Raw genomic sequence first — 21,908 nt, forward strand, 5'->3', positions numbered from 1 at the left:
ATTAAAATAAAAAACCAGTTTATCTACTAGATAAACTGGTTTTTTTAGGAATAGAGTTTATGAAAAATCTATTCCTTGACTCATTAGGAGAGGCTAGGTAATGCTTTAGTGCATAACTCAGTTTCTCCTAGCTTTATTCGGTATTAACTATAAACCTGCAGCTTTACGTAAATCGTCTGCTTTATCAGTTTTTTCCCAGCTAAAGGCTGTGAAAGTATCATCACCAACGGTCATTTCAAATGGTTCACGACCAAAATGACCATAGGCAGCAGTTTGCTGATACATAGGGTGTAATAAGTCTAACATTTTAGTGATGCCATAAGGACGTAAGTCAAAATGTTCACGTACTATTTCAACTAATCTTTCTTCAGAAATACTGCCTGTGCCGAAGGTATCAATTGAAATTGACGTAGGCTCAGCAACACCAATGGCATAAGATATTTGAATTTCACAACGATCTGCAAGACCGGCTGCCACAATATTTTTAGCAACATAACGTCCAGCATAAGCAGCACTACGGTCAACTTTTGATGGATCTTTACCTGAGAAAGCTCCACCGCCATGACGAGCCATACCACCATAAGTATCAACAATAATCTTACGACCCGTTAAACCACAATCACCTACTGGGCCACCAATAACAAAACGGCCTGTTGGGTTGATATGGTATTTAGTATCTTCAGTTAATAATTCTGCAGGTAATACATGGTTAATAATATTTTCCATTACAGCACTAACTAAATCTTCCTGTTTAATATCAGGGTTATGCTGCGTAGAAAGTACCACGGTATCAATAGCAACTGGCTTATTATCTTCATAGATAAATGTTACTTGTGATTTAGCGTCTGGGCGTAACCAAGGTAAAACACCTGATTTACGCGCTTCAGCTTGACGTTCAACTAAACGGTGTGAGTAGTATAATGGTGCAGGCATTAATGTAGGGGTTTCATTGGTTGCATAACCAAACATTAAACCTTGATCGCCAGCACCTTGTTCTTCTGGGTTGCTACGATCTACGCCTTGAGCAATTTCAGGTGATTGTTGACCAATCAAATTCATGATGCCACAAGTTGCGCCATCAAAACCAACATCTGATGAGGTATAGCCTATGTCACTAATCACATTACGGGTAAGTTTCTCTAAATCAACCCAAGCATTAGTTGATACTTCACCAGAAATAATAGCAACACCGGTTTTTACCATCGTTTCACAGGCCACACGAGCATGTTTATCTTTGGCAATAATGGCATCTAATACCGCATCAGAAATTTGATCGGCAATTTTATCCGGATGGCCTTCAGAAACAGACTCGGAAGTAAAAAAATGTCTAGACATAAATCCTCAGAAAAATTTGAGTTATACAAAATAATGGGGCGATTCTACACCTGTTGAAAACAACTTTCTAGCTTTTTTACGCCTAGACGGCTAAACGTCTCTAATTAATTGTGATTTTATTGAACTAGCGTAATGTTCTGGGTAGGTTTCAGTTAAACGAAGTCATTGAAGGGGAAATTTATTAAGGCTTTAACGCATGTAAAGTAAGTGGTTCCTGCCACAATTGACTAAATATTTGTTCTTGCTGTTTTGTTTCAAGCGAGCTAAAAAATTGATATTGTCCTTGCTGTGTTTTACATGCACTTATTTCTCTTTCTACTAATTTCTTGCTTAATTGCACTGTAACCGGTGCGGCTGTCTCAATAATTGTTACTTGTTGACCGGCAATGAGGCTTATTTGTTTTTGAACAAAAGGGTAATGAGTACAACCAAGTACTAGCGTGTCTATACCTTCTTTAATGAGGGGATTGATATATTGTTTTAACAAGGCATTACAATCGTCACTATTTTGATTACCTTGTTCAATAAATTCAACTAGGCCAGGGCAGGGTTGAATGTGAACTTCAGCACCATTATGGTGTAAGTCAATCAAGTCTTTAAAACGCTGATTTTCGCTGGTTGCTTGTGTCGCTAATATAGCCACTTTTTTACTGATACTCTGCTTTGCAGCAGGCTTAATTGCTGGTTCAACCCCAATGATAGGAATACTCACTTGCGATCTAAGTTGCTCAATGGCATTCACAGTTGCAGTATTACAGGCAATAACTATGGCTTTTACACCCTTATCAATAAGTTGCTTGGCAATGTAATTAACACGCTTGATAATAAATTCTACAGATTTTTCGCCATAAGGAGCATGAAGACTGTCGGCAATATAGATAATATTTTCATGGGGAAGTTGCTCGGTTATGCATTTAGCAATAGAAAGTCCGCCTACGCCGGAGTCAAACACGCCAATAGGGGCTGAGTTAGTAGGTACTTTGTGCTTTATCTCTTGAGTAGTAATAGTTTTTGCTCAGCAATATTAAATAGATTATCCGAACAAATTGTATTGCTTTTCTCGGCCCAAAAGCAATACAATTAATTAAGTAAGGTTTTTTGTTTATATAACTGGTTGTATTCAAGATAAAGCACGGTTTGAAATAGCTGATTTTAAATTTTATCTTGAAAGCTCAATTATTGAGCCGTTTGGTATAAGGAAGTTCATGTCTAATGTTGTTTCAGTAAAGCGCTTTAAAGCATTCCCACGATTAATGTGGATCTTGTTATTTGGTTCATTTATCACCCGTGGTAGTTACTACATGGTATGGCCATTTTTAGCGGTAATCCTTTACGAAAAGTTTGCATTATCTGCCACACATGTAGGGCTCATTCTTTCAAGCGCTGCCGTTATTTCAGTGCTAGTGAGTTTCGTTGGTAGCGCGTTATCTGATCGAATTGGCCGTCATCAGTTAATGTATGCCAGTGGTATTTTATATATCATTTCTTTTTCGATATTAGCTGAGGTGGATTCCATTGCCGGTTATTCGCTGGTGATCACCTTGTGTTCAATTGCTACTGCGCTCTGGCGGCCACTCACCTCAGCATTAATCGGCGATATCATCAAAGATAAAGGCACTCGCGAACTAGCCATGCAGTCATTGTATTTTGTCGTTAATGTCGGTTGTGCTGTCGGCCCAATGTTAGGGCTGTGGTTAGGTTTAACAGGAGAGCAATCAAGTTTTTATATTACGGCGGCAGCATTTGCCTTTTTATTGGTGCTTTTATGGTGGGGCTTTCATCAACACAGTAAGTTAGAGAACGAAAAATCAGTGCAAGCTAATCAAAGGGCTGCCGATTCGCTGGATAATAAAAAAAATAGCATCTCTACTGAGACTCACAATCAAAATAAAACGCAGACTAACATCACAACGAAAAATGGTGCAAGTAATCAAATACTAAAGGTATTAATGGCTGATAAGTTATTACAATGTCTTATTTTTGCCAATATCTTATGCATGTTTATTTATGCACAAATGGATAGCTCGCTTATACAATATTTAACGCGAGCTAAAGTCCCTGATTTATTACAGCTTATTTCAGCGATGATTTTTACCAATGCGTTAGTGATCATTTCAACGCAATTTCTATTACTGAAGTTAATGGCAAGTTTATCTTTAATTAGCCGAATACAGGTCGGTCTAGTGTTATTGATGTGCTCACAAATTTGGCTAGCGGTAAATCCATTAACGCTTTTTTGGGGGTGGATTGGTGCGATTGTAGTGATGAGCTTAGCGGAAACTATTTTATTCCCAACCATGAACGTGCATATTGATCGTTTGGCCCCGGAGCATTTACGTGGTGCTTATTTTGGTGCCGCCTCATTTTATGAATTTGGCTATGCTATAGCGCCATTAGGTGGCGGTATTATTCTCGACCAACTGGGCGGTTCTTGGTTATTCTTTATTGCTGCAGCGTTAACACTGATTGTTATTTATCTTTACAGTATGTTGGATAATTTACCTCGACCTGACTTTGTAAAACTTGAAAATTAGATAGTCGTAAATAATACCAAACGGATTAATTTATTGGTCAGCTTAGAGTTACATTAGCGAGCTTAAAACAAGCAAAATGAGTTAAACATAGTTAGTCTATATTTCATTCATTTTGTGATGTTATCAGTTTGCTAATGGGCTCCCGAAGGGCGAGTTTAAAAGGCTTACATGCGGCGTTATTGATTTTGACAAGGGAATAACCATTCTCTTCAATCAATGCCTTGCCTCTAAGCCTTTTAATTCTCGCTAAGTGATCAATAAATTAGTCCGATTGGTATAACACAAAGATTACGCTACTTATTTACTAGAGGAAAAGTCAGCCAGCTTAGGTAGGGTTATAACAAAGTGAACACCAGAAGATGAGTCCATTATTGATATCTCACCGTGCAGCTGTTGGGTTACTATTCTTTTGGCAAGACTTAATCCTATGCCACTGCTACCCGTTGCACGCTTTGTGGTATAGAAAGGATTGAAAACCTTTATATGTTCACTGTTAGCAATTCCTTGGCCATTATCTCTAAAGTGCAATTTTATTAGATCAAGATAATTTTCAAATTCAATGCTTATTGAAGGATTTTCTATACCAACTAAGCCATGTTCTAGAGAATTTTTACAGAGAATGAGTAAAACTTGTTGCAGCAAATTAGGTGCAATAAAAGCCTGAGTATTATCGTTATCCTGATGTTTTATTCTGTACTTAACGTTATGGATATTAAGAATATCTTTATGTTTCTTAAAGGTATTTTTTACTAGAGAGGATAACTCAATTAATTGATAATTTTTTACATCATTAGACACTAAAAGATCTTGTAATTTACTGACTTGTTCAGCGGTATGATTCAGACTATTACTAAGTAAACTTACGCTTTCTTTAATTGTACTAAGACCTAATGCTAGTGTGTTTTGACTGAGAGATTTTGAGGCTAATTTTTGCTGGATATTTTCAATGTTTGACTCAATTATGCTAGTGGCCGTTATTCCTATACCTAAGGGAGTATTGATTTCATGAGAAAGCCCACTGATTAAAATTGATAACTCTTCAAGTTTTTGCTTTTCGTCGAGAATATGTTGTTGATGCAGTTGTTTTAGTTGTACTTCAAAGCTTTGTTTAATGGCCTCTAATAGTCCAATAGTTGTTTCTGAAAAAACATGTTCTTTGTTGTCTAAAATACAAAGGGTACCAAATGGGCTACCGGTATCATCGAGAATGGGCAATCCTAGGTAGGCAATCATATTAAGTTTTAAATCGGGATTGTTATTCCAGTTTTCATCAAATAGAGCATTGGGAATGTTTAGTCTTTTTTGTGACTTAATGACTTGTTCACAATAAAGCCCTGAGCCGTTTAAACACTCAGAATTTCCAATAGTGTAGGGGTTATCACTGGTACCAGTATTTTTGCTAAAAACGATGATATTATGTTTTTCTATTTTCATCACTAAAGCAACAGGCACGGAGGCGAGTTTAGCAACGACAGCAAGTGTTTTATTCCAGCTCTCTATCAACTCTTCATTCTTCTGATTATACAAATGTATGTTCCCTATACCTAGACTGGATATCTAACAATACTAGCATACTAAAATCCTCATATTTGTTAAAAAACAAGATTAGTTAAGCCATACAAAATACAGTATTTATACCAATCAGATTAATTAATGGTTCAAATTTTAATGAGGATAAATTTTCAAGAACAAGGGGGATTGTTATTTGATTAAGAGTGTCATTAGCGCAGAGGACAAAAGTGACACATTGATTCTATGTCTTGCTGCGAAGTTCAGTATAGTGTGTTTGTATGTTAATTCGACCAATGCTCATGACACTTCAGCAGTTACTATTACTAAAGCTCCATGAGAAATTAATTGATCGCTAACCCTAGCGATCTAAACCATAATCAATGGCGTAACGCATTAGACCAACCGTTGAGTCGATACCAAGTTTTTGTTTTATATTACGTTTATGTGTTTCAACCGTGCGCACGCTCACGTTTAATTCTTGCGCTATACGCTTATTGTTCAAGCCCTGTGAAATCAGCCTTAATACCAATTGCTCTCTTCTGGTAACAATACCTCGTTGTTCTCCAGCGAGCTCTTTTGACAGGATCTCGGTAACTTCTGAGCTGAAATAATGTTTACCTGAAATGACTTTTTTAATGGCCTCTATTAATTCAGCACCTGGCACGTCTTTTAAAATATAGCCATCGGCGCCATGACGCATAGCACCTAAAATGTACTCTTTATTGTCATGCATACTTAACATAAGCACTTTGCAATCTAAATCTTGCTCTTTAATCAATTCAAGTACATACATGCCATCCATCTCAGGCATATTGATATCCATTAAAACAATATCAAAATCAAGACTCTTAATAAGCTCCAATGCTTGTTTGCCATTTTCAGCTTCACCCACAACCTCTATGCAGTCATCAAGACTCAAGCGATGTTTCAGTCCCTCTCTAAAAAGCGGATGATCGTCAACTAATAGCACTTTAATCATAATATTCTCTTCATTTTAGTTTTCACTGGCATTACTTGCGTTAAAACGCAGTTGTGATTGCGGTATGCGGGCTGAAACTTTGGTTCCACCATGTTCTGATTTAACCGTTAAATCTCCTTGGTAAAAGCTTAATCTCTCCTTCATATTACGCAGACCAATACCTTGATGAACTTTAGTTTTCTTGTCTCGGCTCTTATCGTAACGCTGATAATCAAAACCTTGGCCATTATCAATAATTTCAAGTACTAACCAATTTGGCACTAGCTTCAAGGATATACTCACTTTTGACGCATTGGCATGACGTTCAATATTGGTTAAAGATTCTTGAGCAATTCGGTATAAGGCGGTTTTAACTTCAGTAGATAAGATGTTTCGAAGTGATAAACGCTCTACGTCAACTTGAATCTCAGTGCGCTGTGAAAAGTCTCGTCCCAGTTCCTCTAGCGCAGCGCCTAAACCATAATCTTCGAGTAATCCAGGATGCAGTTGATGTGAAATAGCGCGGATATCACCCATTATTTTGCAAATAAGCTCCATGGAACGCTCCATTTCATTACTGGCATCATCATTGTTTTGATGTTTTAACTGAGCGGTTTCTAAGGAGAATCGAGCAGCAGCAATCGTTTGACTAATGCCGTCATGTAGCTCTCGTGATACTCGTTTACATTCTTCTTCTTGCGTTTGAAAAATCCGCTCATTAAGTTCACGTAATTTTCGATTAGCCAATTTTCTTTCACTGAATCGAATAAATTGGCCGGTAAAAAATATGGCGATAACGGCGACTAAACCAATAATAAGGGTCATGACTGAAGTATTTCGAATATGTTTACCTATGGAAGCGTTTAACACGGCAATTTCTTGATCGATGTCGTCAATATAAACACCTGTGCCTATCATCCATTGCCAATCTTCTAATTCTCTTGAATAACCGATTTTTTTACCAACTTCGCCGCCTTTTGATGGTTGATTAAAAACATAGTTAAGATAACCACCACCACCTTTTGCATTTTCAATAAGGCCTCGAATCAGTTTTACGCCGTTTCTATCTTCAAGATCCAGCCAGTTTTTACCAATGCGCCATTCTTGTCCTGGTATGAGAAGTGCTGTTCCATCAAAGTTATAAGCAAAAAAGTAACCGTCTTTACCAAAACGCATGTTAGATAATACTTGCTTAACTAACGTCTGCGCTTGTTCATTACTTAGGTTTTTATTTTTATAAATATGTTCTGTGGCACCTTCAGCGAGTGCAACGTAATTACGTAATTCATCTTTACGATGACTCATCACGCTATGACGATACTCATAAACGGTTTGTTCAGATAAGGACTGATACTGTACTTGTGTAACGATGAGCACGGCAACCAGTGCTAATACCAAAGGTACAATAGTAACCAGTTGTAATTTTAAATTAATATTCACTTAATAACCCTTTCTTTCAAGTCATGTTGTTTAGCATGACTATACCCAAACCACTTGAAGATGCGTGTTTCAGGACGCTTGAGCGATTCATGATCAAGGCGGCTCTTTTTATTAAGGGTTATTCCCTTAAAAAAGGAGGCAACGAAGAACATGGTTTGCTCATACGTCCCCGCAGGGCTGGTTTAGAAACGCTTTATGCTGCGTTATTGATTTCGACAATAGAATAACTATTCTCTTCAATCAATGCCTTGCTTAAAGGCATTTCTAATTCCAGCTGAAACCTGCATCTTCAGGTAGTTTGGGTATAATACCCAATCACTTTAAAGAGTGACTTTCATTAATAGCTTCTAATAGTGTTACTTTATCCATGTAATCGATTAACGATTGCTAATCAATATTGGCATTCTGTGAAAAGCCAATTTAATCGCTCCTGCTATTACTATAGCTAGCTCTGCAATTTTTCGTACTTGTTCTTTTATTGATGAGATGCGCTTTTCATGTATTTATGATGCGGTAAATTTAAAAACGCACTAAATAAACGATAACTTGATGAAGAAATTAATCCGTTTGCTAAAACGTATGCTAGTTACTTTAAAACCATAGACGGTCAATTTTGACTTAAGTATTAGTAATAATTGTAGATTTATACCAGTCAATTTTTAATCAGATTATTGAGTCTATACTTAATGTGACTCTTTAATAATGGTGTATTTATTAATTTTTTATTTCCAAAAAGCATGTAATAGCTGAGATTTACTCATAAATTAATGTCGTTTTACTAATAGTTGAGGTGCCATTTATTAATGGCAAGCTAAAATAGCGAGGATTTTCGCTACCTTGTTAACTCATACTAATTCTATATACCTATACCTATACCTATACCTATACCTATACCTATACCTATTCACTCCTCCCCCTATTAACTGAACAAGCTATTGATTTATTAACTTGTTAGCGAGCAGCTCTGTTAACTGCGTATTAACTCAAATTAAAACTTAGCTCAATTCCGTCACATAACTAGCCATAGTGTTCTCATCAAATCCATCAAGTGATTAAGTATTTACCTAAGACTTAAGTAAGTATTTAAGTAAATTATTTCGTTATTTTACTTTTTTGCTGATTTTTTAAACGGTATTTGCCCTGTTTTTAGCAAAACTAAGTATAAACACGTAGAAAAAATACGTACATTCGCCGATTACGCGTAGTCGGTAATTTCAATATTGTATACCTAGCACTAAGCGAGATGATTCAAATCATCCAAGTCTCAATAAAAAGGGTAACAATAATGAAAAATATAATAAAATCCGGTTTTATGTTGGCAGCAATAGTATCAGCACCGTCATATGCAGGTTATACGTTTGATTTAGGCGATAAAGATTCTATTACTTTCGGTGGCTTCATCAAAGCAGACATACGTACTGTTAGTGGTGATGTAAGCGCTCCTGCAACGGGCAATGATTACTGGATTGGCGCTGCCTCAGTTACAGATGATATTTCAACAACCAAATTTACAGCCAATGAAACGCGTTTTAATGCCAAATATGTGCATGGTGATGTTACAGGCTTTATTGAAATAGATTTTTACGGTGGTGGTGGCAACCAAATTATTTCTAACTCCTCACACCCTAGATTACGTCACGCGTTCATAAAATATAAAAATATCACTGTAGGTCAAACATGGACCACCTTTATGAATACCAGTGCTATACCTGAATCTGCTGATTTCGGTGGGCCTTTAGTTGCCGAGTCATTCATCAGACAAGGTCAGATTCGTTATACAAATGGTGGCTTACAGCTGTCTTTAGAAAACCCATATTCAGACAAAGGTGATAACACCCAAGATTCAATACCAGATGTTATTGCTAAATACACCTTTAAAGGTGACTGGGGTAATGTGTCCGTTTCAGGTGTAGCCCGTCAATTAAATACCGTTGGTGGCGATACTGTGTCTGCTGCTGGTTTTGGTGTTGCTGGTCGTATTAAAACGTTCGGCAAAGATGATTTCCGTTTCCAAGTACATGGTGGCAAAACTGGCCGTTACGTTAGCGTAGTTACTGCACGAGATTTAGTCGGTGAAGAAGCAGAACAATCAACATCAATAATGGCTGCTTATCGTCATTATTGGACTGAAGATATGCGTTCAACAGTTTACTACGGCACAACTGATACTGATCTAGGTAACGTTAAAAATAATCACGTGGCAGTTAATCTATTCAAAAATTACACTAAGCAACTTTCTTTTGGTGTTGAAATCGGCAATTTTGAAATGGCGGAAGTCAACAAAAACTCAAATTACTTACAATTCTCAGCAAAATACGTCCTTTAATTTTTCACTAAACACTACAGGAGAAAGACGATGAAAAAATTTCCTTTATTATTATTAAGTACTTTAATTGCAGGCAGTTTCTCAGGTGCGGTTATGGCTGAAAAGAAAATGCTTCTTAAGACGCCTATTTATTATAACTCGGTACTACCAAGCTTAGGTTCAACCATTAAGTATGTATCTGACAATATTCAAACATTAAGTGGCAACACGTTAAAAATGAAAATTTACGAGCCTAATAAACTCGTTAACCCGAAAGAAATACTTGATGCAGTATCTACAGGTAAGGTACAAGCCGGTTATGCTACAGCAGGTAACTGGGGCGGAAAAATCCCCGCGGCTCGTTTGTTTTCAGCGGTTCCTTTTGGTCCAGAAGCGCCTGAATATTTAGCTTGGTTCTATCATGGCAACGGCAATAAATTGCATCAAGAATTATATGATGACAATAACCTTAATGTAAAAGTGCAAGTGTGTGGTGTTTTAGCCCCTGAAACATCAGGTTGGTTTAAAAACGAAATTAACAAACCTGAAGACTTAGCTGGTTTAAAAATGCGTTTCTTCGGTTTAGGCGCTCTGGTCATGGAAAAATTGGGTGTTAGTACCGTAGGTTTACCTGGTGGTGAAATCTTCCCTGCCATTGAAAAAGGTGTTATCGATGCCACTGAATTTTCAATGCCGGTAGTTGATCAACGTATTGGTGTAAAGAAACTGCTTAACTACAACTACTTCCCTGGTTGGCATCAACAAGCCACGATGATGGAACTCATTATCAATAAAGATACCTGGAAAAAAATGAGTGAACGTCAACAGTCAGTTATTGAGCACTTATGTAAATCAGCAACGTTAGAAGCTATTGCGCTCGGTGAAGCAATTCAAGCACCAGTCATGAAGCAAAACATTGAAGATGGCGTAATAAACAAATATTGGTCGCCTGAAATGCTATCGACGTTTAAAACTAAGTGGGATGAAGTGGTTATTGAACAATCGGCTGCAGATCCAGCCTTTAAGAAAATACATGATGACTTAGCTAAGTTCCGTAAAACTTACGATTTATGGGAATCAAACGCTTTCTTACCCCGCCCAAAACCTAGCCTTTAAGTTTATACCCGCTCCATTTGAAGATGCATGATTCAGCTGGAATTAGAAACGCTTTTAGGCAAGGTATTGATTGAAGAGAATGGTTGTTCCCTTGTCTAAATTAATAACACAGCATAAATCGTTTCTAAACCAGCCCCTTGGGGAAGGCTGAGCAAATCATACTCAGCGTTACATTTATTTTTAAGGGAATAACCCTTAATAAAAAAATGTGCCTTAAGTATTAATCGCTCAGACTTCCTGAAACGAGCAGCTTCAAGTAGAACGGGTATACCAGCTTACTTACGTGCAGTAACTCCCATTATTTGCACAACCTAGAACCTTCGGGTTCTAGGTTTTTTATTGAATTAGGAGAATCTTATGACTGATTCATTTTCTAAGCCTACCAACTCAGTAGCACGATCAATGTTAAAAACAGCCGACATTTTTGAAGCCATTATTCTTAAAGTATCTGCCGTTTGTTGTTGGTCTTCAGCGTTATTAATTGCCGTCATTATCCTAAATGTAACCATGCGGTACGGCTTCAACAATGGACTGATTTTATTTGAAGAGATTCAATGGCATCTATACGCAATAGGTATCATGTTCGGTTTATCGTACGCCGAAATAACTAACTCACAAGTAAGAGTCGACGTTGTTGCCTCAATGCTGAAACCTAAAACGGTGCTGAAATGGGAAATATTCGGTGCTGTCTTTTTTATCTTTCCAACCATTTTTGTCATTTTGTTTAATAGTTTCGATTATGTCGCCAATTCATACATGCTGGGCGAAAGTTCATCTTCACCATTAGGTATGCCATTTCGATGGGCAATTAAAGCTGCGATCCCTGCAAGTTTTATCTTATTAGCTATGGCTGTGCTCGCACGTATGTTTCGAAATATTATTACCATAACTCAAAAGGAGACGTGATCATGGCTATTAATGAAATTCTAGTTATCAGCATGTTTTTAACCTTCATTGTCTTTCTATTTACTGGTATTCCAATCGCCTATGTTCTAGCCGGTGTTGGTATTCTCTTTGGTGGTATAGGCTATCTGTCAGATCTACATTTGGATACGTTTACCGGCCTTGATTTAAATGTTCTAGGCCTCTCTGTTTCCCGGATATTTTCTTTGATGGAAAACTGGGTGCTGGTTGCCTTACCCATGTTTATTTTTATGGGCTTAATGCTTGATAAATCAGGCGTAGCTGAACGCATGATGATGGCAATGCAAGAGCTCTTTGGTCGTGTTCGTGGTGGTTTAGGTATCACTGTAACCTTGATAGGTATTATTTTAGCTGCCTCTACAGGCATTATCGGTGCATCTGTTGTATTACTTGGCTTGTTATCTATTCCTGCCATGATGAAGCAAAATTATTCCAAAACCTTCGCTACAGGCATAGTGTGTAGTGCGGGTTGTTTAGGCATTTTAATACCACCAAGCATTATGTTAGTGATCATGGCTGATCAATTAGCACTGTCTGTTGGTGATTTATTCACTGCCGCAGTATTCCCTGGATTAATGTTAGGTGTGGTTTATCTCGCTTATATTTTAGGCTTGTCATTTTTTAAACCTGAAGTCGCTCCAGCGCCTGAAAATCGCCGCCCATTGACGGCTAAAGTCTTGGTAGAAGTCTTTAAAGCTATACTACCAACGCTGGTATTAATTATTGCGGTATTAGGTTCTATTTTTGCAGGTATTGCCACACCGACCGAGGCGAGTGGTGTTGGCGCACTAGGTGCAACTATCTTAGCTGCATTGAATAAGAAACTTAATTTTAAAGTATTTCACGAAGTGTTGATGGCATCTTATAAAACGACGGCTTATATCTTTGCCATTTTTATAGGTGCAACAATTTTTTCCTTGGTGTTACGCGAATTAGGTGGCGATGAATTTATATCAAGCATGTTAACGGGTTTACCTTTTGGTCCCTATGGTGTGTTATTTGTTATTCTTGTTATCGTATTTTTATTAGGTTTTTTATTGGACTGGATAGAAATCACTTTAATAGTATTACCTTTATTGGCACCGGTAGTGAGTTCGTTAGACTTTGGCATCGGGGCTGTTAACGGATTAGATCAACCTGTTTTAGTTTGGTTTGTCATGCTGATAGCCGTTACGCTGCAAACTTCATTTTTAACACCACCTGTTGGTTTTGCCTTGTTCTATTTAAAAGGTGTTTGTCCTCCAGAAATCAAACTAACCGACATTTATAAAGGCGTAATACCCTTTATAATATTGCAATTATTAGGTCTTGGGGCGTTAATTATGTATCCAGAAGTTGCCTTGTGGTTACCCTCTATGGTCTATGGTAAATAGCTGATTTAGCGGCAATGAGAATGATAGAGTTTTAAGGTGAATTAATAATAACCTTAACGCTCTAATATTCTACATAATAATCCTTTATTTTAGACTAACAGAGTATTTATATACTAAGCTGTTAGTGTATAATTTCAATATTCTCATGAATTTCAATAATTTAATTTAGGCAGGATTATGTTCAAGTCACTTAGAGTACAAATATATGCACTAGCATTTTTGCCGTTTTTATTTGTAGCTATGCTGGGGTTGTATCTTCAATTTAGTTCACTTAAAAGTTTTGGTGATGACGTCACTACGTTAACTGAAAAGACGATATTAACGATCGAAAAAGACCGTCTAAAAGCTATTATTGATTCTGTAGAATCTCTTATTCAACCTTATGTTAATCAATCAGGTACCGAAGGTTATGATGATGCATTAAAAATGTTATCTCACCTGACTTTCGATCAAGGCTCTGGTTATATATTTGCCTACAAAAATGATGGCGAAAGAGTATTGATGGGAAATAAAACCGCAGGTATTGGGAAAAACTATTGGGACCTTCAAGACAAGCAAGGTCAATATATTATTCGAGACTTAGTTAATAAAAGTAGACAAGGTGGAAGCTTTTATACTTATTGGTTCCCTAAACTAAATGAAACTGAAGCTTCTCCTAAATATAGCTACGCCATTTATATAGATAAATGGGATTTAATGATAGGAACAGGATTTTATATTGACTCTATGGATACTGTAATAGCTTCTATTGATGAAACAATTTCTTCTTCTCAAAGTAGCAATATTACTAAAAGCCTGGTAACTACATTGATTATTGCGCTAATTGTCGGTTTTATCGTTACCTTTGCCATTAAACTCATTTACAGTGCCCTTAAAAACTTATCATCATCCGTGGAAGCCTTAGCAAAAGGTGAAGGAAATTTAACGCAGACTATAGTAGATAGTCCTATTGATGTTTTAAGTGATATTGCGAATAACTTCAATCGCTTTCTAAAAGCACTCGGTGGTGATATTCGTAATATCAAGCAAACCAGTGTTAATTTAGCTGAGATGGCGGTTCAATCAACAGAACGTCAACGTAGACTTGAAGATTCTTCAGATCAGCAAATGCAAGAAACGACACAAGTGGCTAGCGCTGTTGAGGAAATGGCATCAACCTCAGCAGAAATTGCTAATAGCGCCGAAGTAACGCGTACTTCTGCTGAAAAGGCTGAAATAGAAATGCAAAATGTTCTGACGCAAGTGCATTCTTCAAATCAGCGCATGAACGAACTCAATTTATTACTCGAAAATGTTGAACATTCAGTACAAGAGCTTGGTGGTAATGTTGAATCAATCAATTCTGTTCTTGGGGTAATACAAGGCATTTCAGAACAAACAAACTTACTCGCTTTAAATGCTGCGATTGAAGCGGCACGTGCCGGTGAGCAAGGACGAGGATTTGCTGTTGTTGCCGATGAGGTTCGCACCCTAGCGCAAAGATCTCAACAAAGTACTGTTGAAATTTCAGATATTTTAGATAGCCTGAAAAGCAGTTCTCAACGTACTATTCAAGATATGAGCGAATCTGCAGAGAAAAGAGCCGCGGTGTCTGATGCAATGTCAGCTATTCGAGGCCTTATTGATTCAACTTCAGAGTCAATAAAGGAGCTAACAGAAATGAATATACACGTTTCCACCGCTGCTTCTGAGCAATCAGATGTTGCTAGCCAAGTAGCTGAAAGCATCACTGGCATTGCTAGTCTTGCAAAAGATATAGGTGAAGGTTCTTCAGTTTCTAGAGAGAAATTTGAAGAGCTTGAATATCTATCTCAAGAGCTTAATCAGGTTTCTGATAAATTCGTAGTTTAGTTAATCTCATTTAGACAAGGCAGTTTAACCACTGCATTGTCGTTAGTGTCGTGTAAGTTATTAAACAAAGGGGAAAGCGAAAGCTTTCCCCTTTTTCGATCTAATCCCTATCAATGCCATAGAGGATGAAAGTAGGCGAAAGGGTTGTGGTAGTCGAACAATGCTAGTTAGGGACTTTAATTATTCTATTGGATCTAGAGTGAGGGATGCGCGGAAATATCGCTGATATATGATTGTTCTCAGGGGAAATATTCTTGATGTTCTAAATGGATATTTAGATGGGAAAGTTGCTTTTACCTAGAAGATGACTGCCGCAGTTCACATTTGTCCTGAACTGAACACAGGGTGCACTTTTATTAAAGTAAAGAGCGAGAGGTGCGCGGAAATATCGTTGATAATTGATTGTTCTGAGGATAAATATTATTGATGTTCTAAATGAAGTTTCTGAAAAAAAGTCGCTTCCAAGGTGCCGCAGTTCACATTTGTCCTGAACACCGGGTGTTCAGGGCGGAAATATCATGCTAACCGTAGGCTTCCCGATACGAGCCGGGCTTGCGCAAAAGTTAATAGTCAACTTCCTTAGGTAAAACTTATCGGCTCAGGGACATAGTTCACACACAAACACCCCAGAAGACAAACTTAGTATAGCGAAAAAAATATCATCGAATAAGCTTTATTTTGTAATTTTTCGTTGAGTGATGAGTATTTATTCGTTCTGTTTTATTTTTAGGCTTTAACTAACCGAAGGGAATAATAAAATACAGAAAGGAGGTATAAAGAGTAAGCGACTAATGATTAAGCGATTTTTTTCTTTGTATGAGAAAGGGCTTGTTCTATAGTTGATTGCAATAACATAATCTTTTGTTGATTATCTTCTTGCTCAATTTTTAATTGTTGTTGAGCTTTTAGTAAATCATTAGCCAAATTTAAGGCTGTCATCACTAAGGTTTGCTCTGGAGTACTGATTACTTTGCTAGCGCCGGCTTTTATTAAACGATCGCTTAATACTTGTGCCGCAGATAATAAGGCAGTTTCTTGCCCTATTGGGCAAGCTATTTTTAGCTTGCGATCAACAATGTTGATTTCCACAGTTCGTTGCGACATTTACAAAAAATTCCAAGTATTATTAATAATATAGGTAAGATCAAAGCTATTTTAGCTTATTATTTTTAATGATAGCGATGCTGAGCTCCCTATGCAAGTAAATAGCGCGCTTTATGGTCATTTTCTGTTATTTTCCTTTTCTGTCATTTTCGGCAGTGATACCATTACTTCCCATAACTCCCTGCAAGTATAGAAAGTAAATCATGACTGAAATAACCTCAAATAACGATACCGACAAAAACTTAATCGACTTTGCTACGATGCAAGCCATTTTGACCAGCGAAGATGTGAAGTCCCATGCCAGTGAACTTCATGGTGTATTAACAGGGTTAGTTTGTGCTGGTTTTGAATTTGAAGATCAAGGTTATGTAGCCATGCTGCATGATTTATTCAATGAGGGTGATGGCTTTCCAACGGCAGTAAAAAAAGCACTCAAGCAAATGTATAGTGAATTGTGGAGCAGCATCTTAGATGACAGTTATAGTTTTAACCTTTTACTTCCCGATGATGATGACTCTATAGCTGAACGTGGTCATGCCTTAAGTGTATGGGTACAAGGTTTTAACTTAGGCTTTGGTTTACAGCAAAAAGATAGCCCAGTTGTTTCTGACGAAGTTAAAGAAGTACTGACTGATTTTGGCGAAATTGCTAACTTATCTGATGACATGGAAGAAGATGAAGATACTGAGCAAGCGTATTTTGAAATTGGGGAATATGTTCGAATCTCTGCTTTATTATGTTTTAGTGAACTAGCAACACCGCCAAATAATGAAAGCAATAACGAAGATAAAAAGATAATTCACTAATCTTATAGTTTGCAAGGTACTTTCAAATAACTGTTAACGAAATACAGTCAATAATTTACTGTTAGCAAAATAAGCACAACATTGAATAGGCGCGAATATTACATGACTACTAACCCTTTAAATGAAGCATCTTTAAGTAAAGTAACGTTAAGTAAATCACCAATGAGCCAATTACCATTGAGTGACTATGAAAAACATCGCGCTGCATTCATGGCTAACATGCCAAATAATAGTATTGCACTGTTTGCTGCTGCAAGTGAACTTACCCGCAGTAACGATACCGAATTTCCGTTTTGTCAGAACAAAAACTTCTTCTACTTAACAGGGTTTAATGAACCTGATGCTTTGTTAGTTTTACTTAAAAATGAACAAGGCCAAAATAAGTCTGTCTTATTCTCATTACCTAAAGATGCTTTACATGAAATTTGGCAGGGCAGACGCATTGGTCAAATCAAAGCTGTGCAAGAATATGGTGTTGATGAAAGTTTTGAAGTAGCAGATGTTGAGACCCTACTGTCTGATTATCTTGACGGTAAAAGCCAAGTGCTATTTGGTTTTAGTGATCATGATTTTGCTGCCCAAGTTTTTACTTGGTTAAAGCAAGTGAAAAGTAACATACGTCAGGGAGCTAAAACACCACAACACCTTGCGGATGCTGACCCTATAGTTGCAGAGTTACGTTTAATTAAAACCGAAAATGAATTGGCCTTGATGCGCCAAGCGAATCATATATCTGGCTTAGCACACCAACGCGCTATGCAAAAATGCCAAGTGGGCAAATTTGAATACCAAATGGAAGCCGAAATTCTTCATGAATTTGCTCGCCATGGTGCAAGGCATCCAGCTTACGCCAGTATTGTTGCGGGCGGTGATAACGCCAATATTCTTCATTACACCGATAATAGCGATGTATTGAAAAATAATGAGTTACTACTAATTGATGCCGGCGCTGAGTTATCGGGTTATGCCGCAGATATTACCCGTACCTTCCCAGTTAATGGACAATTCACCACAGAGCAAAAGGCCATTTATCAATTAGTGCTAGATGCTAAAAACCTTGCTATTAACGCCATTAAGCCCGGTATGTCTTTTGCCAAATTAAATATCTTAACCAATGCGTTTTTAACGCAAGGTTTAGTGGATTTGGGCATAATTGAAGGCGATTTAACCGAACTAATTAGCGATAAAAAAGTAAAAGAGTACTTTATTCATGGCTTGGGTCACTGGTTAGGGTTAGATGTTCATGATGTTGGTGATTATCATATTAATACTGATAGAGAACAGCTCCGCGCCTTTGAAGTTGGCATGGTTATGACTATCGAACCCGGTATATATATCCCACTAAGTGATCATAGCGTTGACGAAAAGTGGCGTGGTATTGGTGTACGTATTGAAGACAATATTGCCGTAACTGCAACGGGATTTGAAAACCTTACCGCTAATTCACCACAAACGATTGAAGATATCGAAGCCTTGATGAAAGCATAAACAGCTTTATGTTCTGCTTTATTCGCTCAGTTAATTGTTTAGTGATTAGAGCCTAGTATTGTATTCATTAACGTAGCTATATCAATAAAGTGCGAGCAGAAGTTAAGTAAACTAATGATATGTTAACGATAAAATAGTACAACCAACATTAATGCCAATACTACTATCAATAATAAGATGAACGCTATGGAAAACAGTAACCAACATTTTGATGTCATTATCTCAGGCGGCGGCTTATCTGGTAGCCTAATGGCGTTAAGTTTAAGTCAACTTTCTAAAGCCGATGGTAGTTTACTATCCATCGCGATTATTGAAGCCCAAGCTTTTAATCAAACCAGTTCAGCAGCTGAGACCTCCCTTTTTGATGAACGTGTTTTAGCACTCTCTCACGGTAGCGCTAAATACCTAGCTAAGCTGGGTGCATGGCAATATCTAAAAGATGATGCCAGTGCCATTACGGATATTGATATTTCTGATCGTGGTCACTTTGCCAAAGCAAGGTTAACGGCAAAGGAATATGACGTTAATGCCCTTGGTTATGTCATCGAAATGGCACTTATTGGTAAAGCGCAACTAAAAGCACTAAGTGACCATACGACTAATGTCAAAAATAGCAGTGCAACAAATAGCACAGCGATAAAAAAGAACATTCACTGGTTTAGCCCTGACTCAATAGCTGACATTACTTGGCAAGAACGCAACAAGAGTGCAGCTGACAAAACGCAGGTAAAGGTTACGCTTAATTCAGGTGAAACCTTGTCAGCAAAGCTACTACTTGGTTGTGATGGTGCTCATTCCCCAGTAAGAAAGCTTGCCAATATTGACGTCACTTGTGATGATTATCAGCAAGTTGCCTTAATTGCTAATGTTTCAACCAGCAAAGCACATCATCATAAAGCCTTTGAACGGTTTACTCCGTTTGGCCCCATTGCCATGTTGCCGTTAAAATCATTAAAGACAAAATCCTCAGCTGCTGGCGCATCACGTTGTTCACTTGTTTGGACTATGACGCCAGAGCAAGCAGCAGAAATTAAACACTTAAGCGATGATGATTTTAAAGTTGAGTTAGAGCGCGCATTTGGTAGCTACCTCGGCGCAATCACCCATGTGGGTAAACGTGATACTTATCCCTTGGTGTTATTACAAGCACAACAGCAAACCTATCACCGCATGGCGTTGGTGGGAAATGCCTCACATACAATTCACCCCATTGCAGGGCAAGGTTTTAACCTAGGCTTACGTGATGTTGAGGTGATGACTGACCTAGTTAAAAACGCCTTAGCAGCAGGACAAGATATTGGTAATTTTGCCTTATTACATAGTTATCAAATGAATAGAGCGAAAGATCAGCAGCAAGTTATTCAATTAACAGATTCATTGGTGACATTATTCGCTAATGATTTACCGCCATTAGTCGTTGGCCGAAATATTGGCTTACAAGCACTTAATATTATGTCGCCGTTAAAAAATGCTTTAGTTAAGAAGACCATGGGTTATTAATTATCGAACTATTGCCGCAGAATACTAGGCAAATAACTTAATCATGTATTACAAAACCAGTGTAATTTACACATGGTTTACCTTGAAGAGAACAAGATGCAAAAATTTGATGTATTAATTGTCGGTGCAGGCATGGTGGGTTTAACGCTTGCGTTAGCTTTACGTAAAACTAGTCAGCTAAAAATTGCCATGGTTGATACCTTAGCGGTGCCTGAACTTGATGAGAATATAGATGTTAGAGTGAGTGCTATTAATGTAGCTAGCAAAAATATCTTTGCTAATTTAGGCGTTTGGTCTGCTCTTGAAAACAGCCGAGTACAAGATTATCAACACATGCATGTTTGGGATAAAGCAGGGTTAGGTAAGCTCGATTTTTCAGCCAAAGACAGTGCTAGTTTTCCCTCAGAAGATAACCTTGGTTGGATCATTGAAAACAAAGTGATTCGCCACGCACTATGGCAACAAGCTGAACTTGATGAAGATATTCATTTTTTTACTGATAATAAGTTAGCCAGTATTAGTCAGGGTGACAGTGAAGTCTTTGCCACCTTTGCCACTGACTCTGCTACTCATAACTCTGCAAGTAATAGCAGCAGCACACCAACAGCACCTATTATCGCTAAACTTGTTGTTGGCGCTGACGGTGCAAACTCATGGGTACGCCAGCAAATGAACATGGCGATGATCTTTAAAGATTATGACCACCACGCTATTGTTGCGACAGTAGAATGTCCACAAGGCCATAATAATACCGCTTGGCAAGTGTTCTTACCTACAGGACCATTAGCCTTTTTACCGCTAAGATCTGCACAATCAGCATCGTCAACAGCGGGCATCGCTGATCCAGTAAATAATTTATGTTCTATTGTCTATTCAACCTCACCAGATGATGCAAAACGTTTAATCGCACTTGATGCCACTGAATTTGCTAAAGAGTTAACGGCAGCCAGTGATGGTAAATTAGGGGATATTACCCTTAAAAGTGAGCGTTTTACTTACCCATTAACCATGCGGTTAGCGCAAGACTTTGTTAAAGACCGCGTAGTGCTTATTGGCGATGCTGCTCATACCATACATCCGCTTGCAGGGCAGGGCGTGAATCTAGGTTTACTTGATGCCGCGGCTTTAGCGCAAACCTTAACAGCAAAACTTAATGAACATGATGACAATCACGCTGAGCTCGTTAATACATCAGATCTTAAAGCGTTCTCTCGCTGGCGTAAAAGTGAAGCCACTGAAATGATCACCGCGATGGCTGGAATAAAACAAGCCTTCGCTCCACAGCAGTCACCTGTTAAATTAATCCGTGGTGTCGGCATGAATATTCTTAATAACTTTGCCCCAGCTAAAAACCGTCTTATCGCACAAGCGTTAGGCATTAAAGCAGACTTGCCAGCACTTGCTTATCAAAAAGACGCACTGTAACGCTATTATTTGAAAGAGTAATAGATGAGCTAATAGATAAAGTTATAAGAAGGGTACTTGTCAGGGTATAGCAATAATAGTTATACCCAACTTTCTTGAAAGTGGCGAGTTCAACGAGAGTTAATTATACCGGTTAATAACGCCGGTAAATCAGGCTATATTACTGCATTACCTTATCAATACCTTCCTATAGTTTCCTAGGCGGTCTGCACTTTTCAATAAGCGGCATCTAGCTAA

At 37.9% G+C, this 21,908-nt stretch carries 16 protein-coding genes and 1 other RNA gene; 10 read left to right on the forward strand and 7 right to left on the reverse strand.

What is annotated here, in order from left to right; genetic code table 11:
- Positions 1–147: 147 nt before the first annotated feature.
- Together metK and murI are read right to left on the reverse strand one after the other, a co-directional pair.
- Complete coding sequence (gene metK / locus CPS_RS05590; protein WP_011042093.1) at positions 148–1,335, reverse strand: methionine adenosyltransferase; 1,188 nt, start codon at positions 1,333–1,335, stop codon at positions 148–150.
- Positions 1,336–1,516: 181 nt separating this feature from the next.
- Positions 1,517–2,287, reverse strand: coding sequence for a glutamate racemase (gene murI, locus CPS_RS05595; protein WP_011042094.1), 771 nt, complete (start codon positions 2,285–2,287; stop codon positions 1,517–1,519).
- A 253-nt stretch (positions 2,288–2,540) separates the two neighbouring features.
- On the opposite strand from murI, the gene CPS_RS05600 reads away from it, so the two are divergent.
- Positions 2,541–3,869, forward strand: coding sequence for an MFS transporter (locus tag CPS_RS05600; protein WP_011042095.1), 1,329 nt, complete (start codon positions 2,541–2,543; stop codon positions 3,867–3,869).
- Positions 3,870–4,166: 297 nt separating this feature from the next.
- Here CPS_RS05600 and CPS_RS05605 read toward each other — a convergent pair whose 3' ends face one another.
- The 3 genes from CPS_RS05605 to CPS_RS05615 all read right to left on the reverse strand — a co-directional run bounded on the left by CPS_RS05605 (position 4,167) and on the right by CPS_RS05615 (position 7,779).
- Complete coding sequence (locus CPS_RS05605; RefSeq protein WP_238383592.1) at positions 4,167–5,396, reverse strand: GAF domain-containing sensor histidine kinase; 1,230 nt, start codon at positions 5,394–5,396, stop codon at positions 4,167–4,169.
- A gap of 343 nt (positions 5,397–5,739) precedes the next feature.
- The gene (locus CPS_RS05610; RefSeq protein ID WP_011042097.1) at positions 5,740–6,360 is read right to left on the reverse strand and encodes a response regulator; all 621 of its coding nucleotides are present in this window, start codon (positions 6,358–6,360) and stop codon (positions 5,740–5,742) included.
- Between the two features lie 15 nt (positions 6,361–6,375).
- Positions 6,376–7,779 (reverse strand): cache domain-containing protein, encoded by a 1,404-nt coding sequence (locus CPS_RS05615; RefSeq protein WP_011042098.1) that lies wholly within the window; start codon positions 7,777–7,779, stop codon positions 6,376–6,378.
- A gap of 1,285 nt (positions 7,780–9,064) precedes the next feature.
- Between CPS_RS05615 and CPS_RS05620 the strand changes: the two genes are divergently transcribed.
- The 5 genes from CPS_RS05620 (at position 9,065) to CPS_RS05640 (ending at position 15,348) form a co-directional block, all read left to right on the forward strand.
- Positions 9,065–10,105 carry a DcaP family trimeric outer membrane transporter gene (locus tag CPS_RS05620; RefSeq protein ID WP_011042100.1) on the forward strand — a complete coding sequence of 347 codons (1,041 nt, stop codon included), beginning with the start codon at positions 9,065–9,067 and terminating at the stop codon, positions 10,103–10,105.
- 30 nt (positions 10,106–10,135) lie between these two features.
- Positions 10,136–11,200: a TRAP transporter substrate-binding protein gene (locus CPS_RS05625; RefSeq protein WP_011042101.1), complete on the forward strand. Its 1,065-nt coding sequence runs from the start codon at positions 10,136–10,138 to the stop codon at positions 11,198–11,200.
- A gap of 357 nt (positions 11,201–11,557) precedes the next feature.
- Positions 11,558–12,106, forward strand: a complete 549-nt coding sequence (locus CPS_RS05630; RefSeq protein ID WP_011042102.1) for a TRAP transporter small permease subunit — start codon at positions 11,558–11,560, stop codon at positions 12,104–12,106.
- A 2-nt stretch (positions 12,107–12,108) separates the two neighbouring features.
- Entirely contained in the window at positions 12,109–13,497 is a 1,389-nt protein-coding gene (locus tag CPS_RS05635) for a TRAP transporter large permease (protein ID WP_011042103.1), read from the forward strand.
- Positions 13,498–13,674: 177 nt separating this feature from the next.
- Complete coding sequence (locus tag CPS_RS05640) at positions 13,675–15,348, forward strand: methyl-accepting chemotaxis protein (RefSeq protein ID WP_011042104.1); 1,674 nt, start codon at positions 13,675–13,677, stop codon at positions 15,346–15,348.
- A gap of 454 nt (positions 15,349–15,802) precedes the next feature.
- Here CPS_RS05640 and ssrS read toward each other — a convergent pair.
- A non-coding RNA gene (gene ssrS, locus CPS_RS23195) (6S RNA) lies at positions 15,803–15,984 on the reverse strand.
- 159 nt (positions 15,985–16,143) lie between these two features.
- Positions 16,144–16,452 carry a cell division protein ZapA gene (locus CPS_RS05645; RefSeq protein ID WP_011042105.1) on the reverse strand — a complete coding sequence of 103 codons (309 nt, stop codon included), beginning with the start codon at positions 16,450–16,452 and terminating at the stop codon, positions 16,144–16,146.
- A 203-nt stretch (positions 16,453–16,655) separates the two neighbouring features.
- On the opposite strand from CPS_RS05645, the gene CPS_RS05650 reads away from it, so the two are divergent.
- The 4 genes from CPS_RS05650 to CPS_RS05665 all read left to right on the forward strand — a co-directional run bounded on the left by CPS_RS05650 (position 16,656) and on the right by CPS_RS05665 (position 21,671).
- The gene (locus tag CPS_RS05650) at positions 16,656–17,258 is read left to right on the forward strand and encodes a UPF0149 family protein (protein WP_011042107.1); all 603 of its coding nucleotides are present in this window, start codon (positions 16,656–16,658) and stop codon (positions 17,256–17,258) included.
- A 162-nt stretch (positions 17,259–17,420) separates the two neighbouring features.
- The gene (gene pepP, locus CPS_RS05655; protein ID WP_041737369.1) at positions 17,421–18,746 is read left to right on the forward strand and encodes a Xaa-Pro aminopeptidase; all 1,326 of its coding nucleotides are present in this window, start codon (positions 17,421–17,423) and stop codon (positions 18,744–18,746) included.
- A gap of 186 nt (positions 18,747–18,932) precedes the next feature.
- Positions 18,933–20,246: a 2-octaprenyl-6-methoxyphenyl hydroxylase gene (gene ubiH, locus CPS_RS05660; protein WP_011042109.1), complete on the forward strand. Its 1,314-nt coding sequence runs from the start codon at positions 18,933–18,935 to the stop codon at positions 20,244–20,246.
- A gap of 96 nt (positions 20,247–20,342) precedes the next feature.
- A complete protein-coding gene (locus tag CPS_RS05665) occupies positions 20,343–21,671 on the forward strand; it encodes a UbiH/UbiF/VisC/COQ6 family ubiquinone biosynthesis hydroxylase (RefSeq protein ID WP_011042110.1) in 1,329 nt (442 codons plus the stop codon).
- Positions 21,672–21,908: the final 237 nt, after the last annotated feature.

This window comes from Colwellia psychrerythraea 34H, assembly GCF_000012325.1.
GTDB lineage: Bacteria > Pseudomonadota > Gammaproteobacteria > Enterobacterales > Alteromonadaceae > Colwellia > Colwellia psychrerythraea_A.